The sequence below is a fragment of the Acidovorax sp. HMWF018 genome, assembly GCF_003061035.1.
GTDB lineage: Bacteria > Pseudomonadota > Gammaproteobacteria > Burkholderiales > Burkholderiaceae_C > Acidovorax > Acidovorax delafieldii.
This window is the reverse complement of record NZ_QAIM01000554.1, coordinates 1-2996: the sequence shown is the minus strand read 5'-3', so window position 1 is coordinate 2996 and position 2996 is coordinate 1. Positions and strand designations below refer to the sequence as shown.

At 65.5% G+C, this 2996-nt stretch carries 3 protein-coding genes; 1 reads left to right on the top strand and 2 read right to left on the bottom strand.

Features of this window, described 5'->3' with window-relative positions; translation table 11 throughout:
• Window positions 1-236: 236 nt before the first annotated feature.
• Together mnmA and DBR23_RS23550 are read right to left on the bottom strand one after the other, a co-directional pair.
• On the bottom strand, window positions 237-1406 hold the full coding sequence (gene mnmA, locus DBR23_RS23555; protein WP_056056683.1) for a tRNA 2-thiouridine(34) synthase MnmA: 1170 nt from the start codon (window positions 1404-1406) through the stop codon (window positions 237-239).
• Window positions 1403-2344 (bottom strand): LysR family transcriptional regulator, encoded by a 942-nt coding sequence (locus DBR23_RS23550; protein WP_108499773.1) that lies wholly within the window; start codon window positions 2342-2344, stop codon window positions 1403-1405. Before DBR23_RS23550 ends, mnmA begins: the two co-directional genes overlap by 4 nt.
• 190 nt (window positions 2345-2534) lie before the next feature.
• Between DBR23_RS23550 and DBR23_RS23545 the strand changes: the two genes are divergently transcribed.
• Window positions 2535-2996, top strand: a 462-nt coding sequence (locus DBR23_RS23545; RefSeq protein ID WP_304466236.1) for a PrpF domain-containing protein, incomplete at its 3' end; no start/stop codon positions are given.

The window sequence follows — 2996 nt, the reverse complement described above, 5'->3', positions numbered from 1 at the left end:
CCGCCCCGCCGGCGCAGCGCTGCACCTGTTCGCATCGATTGCGCTCATGCTCTGGTACGTGCTGCGCATCCTGATCAGCCTCGCCACGAACGACGACTGACACACCAGGGCACCGCCCCACAAAAAAGCCGGAGCGATCACCGCCCCGGCTTTTTTGCATCTGGAAAGAGAGTTTCAAGACAAATCAGGCGCAAGCGCTAGATTCCATTGCCCTGACAGCTATCAATTTTGAAGCATCAACGGGCCATGGCTGGCTGCACCGCCGGCGCATGGCCGGTGGGCTGCGGCAGCCCCTCCACGGCAGCAATCACGCCACCGCCCAGGCAGACATCACCGTCGTACAGCACCGCGCTCTGCCCGGGCGTCACGGCCCACTGAGCGTCCGGGAACTGCAGCGCAAAGCCGTCCGGCACGGTCTCCAGCGCGCACGCTGCGTCCTGCTGGCGGTAGCGCGTCTTGGCGGCATAGGCGCCGGGCGCCGGGGCTTGGCCAGCGCACCAGCTCACGTCCTGCGCCACCAGGCGGTGCGACAACAGCCAGGGGTGGTCGTGACCTTGCACCACCCGCAGCGTGTTTTTCTCCAGGTCCTTGCGGGCCACGAACCAGGGCTCGTGCGCGCCGCCACCGCGCTGGGCGCCTTTTTCCTTCACGCCCCCAATGCCCAGGCCCTGGCGCTGGCCCAGCGTGTAGAAACTCAGGCCCACATGCTGGCCCAGCTTGCGTCCCCGGTCGTCCAGAATGGGCCCGGGCGCATGGCTGATGTAGCGGTTCAGAAACTCGCGGAAGGGCCGCTCACCGATGAAGCAGATGCCGGTGGAATCCTTCTTCTTGGCGTTCGGCAGGCCGATCTCCTCGGCAATGCGGCGCACTTCGGTCTTGTGCAGCTCACCCACGGGGAAAAGGGTCTTGGACAGCTGCGCCTGGTTCAGGCGGTGCAGAAAGTAGCTCTGGTCCTTGCTCGGGTCCAGGCCCTTGAGCAGTTCGTGCAGGCCCGTGGCCAGGTTGTGCCGCACGCGGGCATAGTGGCCGGTGGCGATCTTCTCCGCCCCCAGGCGCATCGCGTGGTCCAGGAAGGCCTTGAACTTGATCTCGGCGTTGCACAGCACATCGGGGTTGGGTGTGCGGCCGGCCTGGTACTCGCGCAGGAACTCGGCAAACACCCGGTCCTTGTAGTCGGCCGCGAAGTTCACATGCTCGATCTCGATGCCGATCACATCGGCCACAGCGGCGGCATCCACGAAGTCGATGTTGGACGAGCAGTACTCGCTGTCGTCATCGTCTTCCCAGTTTTTCATGAAGATGCCGACCACCTCATGGCCCTGCTTTTTGAGCAGGTAGGCGGTCACGGCCGAGTCCACGCCGCCGGAAAGGCCGACGACAACGCGCTGTTTGGTAGGGGAAGTCATTGCCCCGATTGTATTTTTGATGCCGCCGGGGCACTGCGCGGGCGCGCAGAACGCGTAGCCACGAGCAGGTCATACAACTGCTGCGCGGCAGGCGACAGGGTTTTGCCCCGGCGCTTGATCAGCCCCATCTGCCGCGTGACGATGGGCTCTACCAGCGGAATACTGACCAGCGTGGGGTGGTCCTTGCCCGGCATGGCCAGGCTGGGCACGGCCGCCACGCCCAGGCCCGCCTCGACCAGCCCGAGCAGCGTGGTCACGTGCTTGGCCTCGTACAGGCACTGCGGCCGGTCGGGCACGTTGGCCAGTGCCAGGTCCATGAGCAGGCGGTTGCCGGAGGTCTTGCCCACCGACATGAAGTCGTGCTGGCCCAGCTCGGCCCAGGTCACCTTCTTGCGGCGCGCCAGCACATGGTCGCGCCGGCAGGCGGCCACAAAACGCTCGGCCAGCACGGGTTTGAACTCGATCTCGGCCTCCTGGCTGCCGATGAAGTTCAGGCCGAAGTCCGCATCGCCCTGCGCCACGGCCACCAGCACCTCGTTGGCGCTGGCGTCGTGCACCTTGACGCGGATCTTCGGAAACCGCTCGTGGTAGCGCTTGACCACCTGAGGCAGGAAGTAATACACGGCCGACGGCACGCAGGCAATCGTGACCTCGCCCATGCGCCGCGCGGCCACATCGCCCAGGCCCATGAGCATGCCGTCCAGGTCGTCCAGCCACACGCGGGTCTTGCGCGCAAAGTCGCGACCTACGGCCGTGAGCGTGACGCGGCGCGTGGTGCGGTCGAGCAGGCGCACACCCAGGGCTTCTTCGAGCTTGTCGATGCGGCGGCTGAAAGCGGGCTGCGACAGGTGAATGGCCTCGGCGGCCGCACGAAAGCTCTGCAGCTCGGCCACGGCCGCAAAGGCCTGGATGTCGGCAAGGTCGAATTTGTTGTTCATCGCGGCGTCCTTCCAGTGCGCTTCGGGGTGTTATCAGCGTTGCAAGCCGTGCATCAAACGATCAGAACATTGCAATTCACGGCCGTGATTGGAGCATGTACAAGCCGCGTTAGCCTATTGCACAGCATGCATCAATCGTTGCCAACAATGCAATTCACAGATCATCGAAGGCGTCGCACCATGCCGACCCATGAGCACCAACATTCCTTGCGTTCTGATGCGTGGCGGCACTTCCCGGGGGCCGTTCTTCCTGGCCGACTGGCTGCCGCGCGACCCCGAAGCCCGCGACCGCACGCTGATTGCGGCCCTGGGATCGCCCCATGAGCTGCAGATCGACGGCCTGGGCGGCGGCAACTCGCTGACCAGCAAGGTCGCCATCGTCTCGCGCTCCACGCAGCCCGACTGCGATGTGGACTACCTGTTTGCCCAGGTCAGCGTGCAGGAGGCCCGCGTGGACACACGCCCCAACTGCGGCAACATGCTGGCCGGTGTGGGGCCCTTTGCCATCGAGCAGGGGCTGGTCCCAGCAGACCGCGAAGGCCAGACCACCACCGTGCGGGTCTACAACGTCAACACCCGCTCCCGCATCGACGTGCAGGTGTGCACGGCGGGCGGCCAGGTGCACTACGACGGCGATGTGCGCATCGACGGC

What these genes read in the sequence shown, in the direction of transcription:
- mnmA (WP_056056683.1), bottom strand. Translation starts at nt 1,406, where the DNA reads ATGACTTCCCCTACCAAACAGCGCGTTGTCGTCGGCCTTTCCGGCGGC.
- DBR23_RS23550 (WP_108499773.1), bottom strand. Translation starts at nt 2,344, where the DNA reads ATGAACAACAAATTCGACCTTGCCGACATCCAGGCCTTTGCGGCCGTG.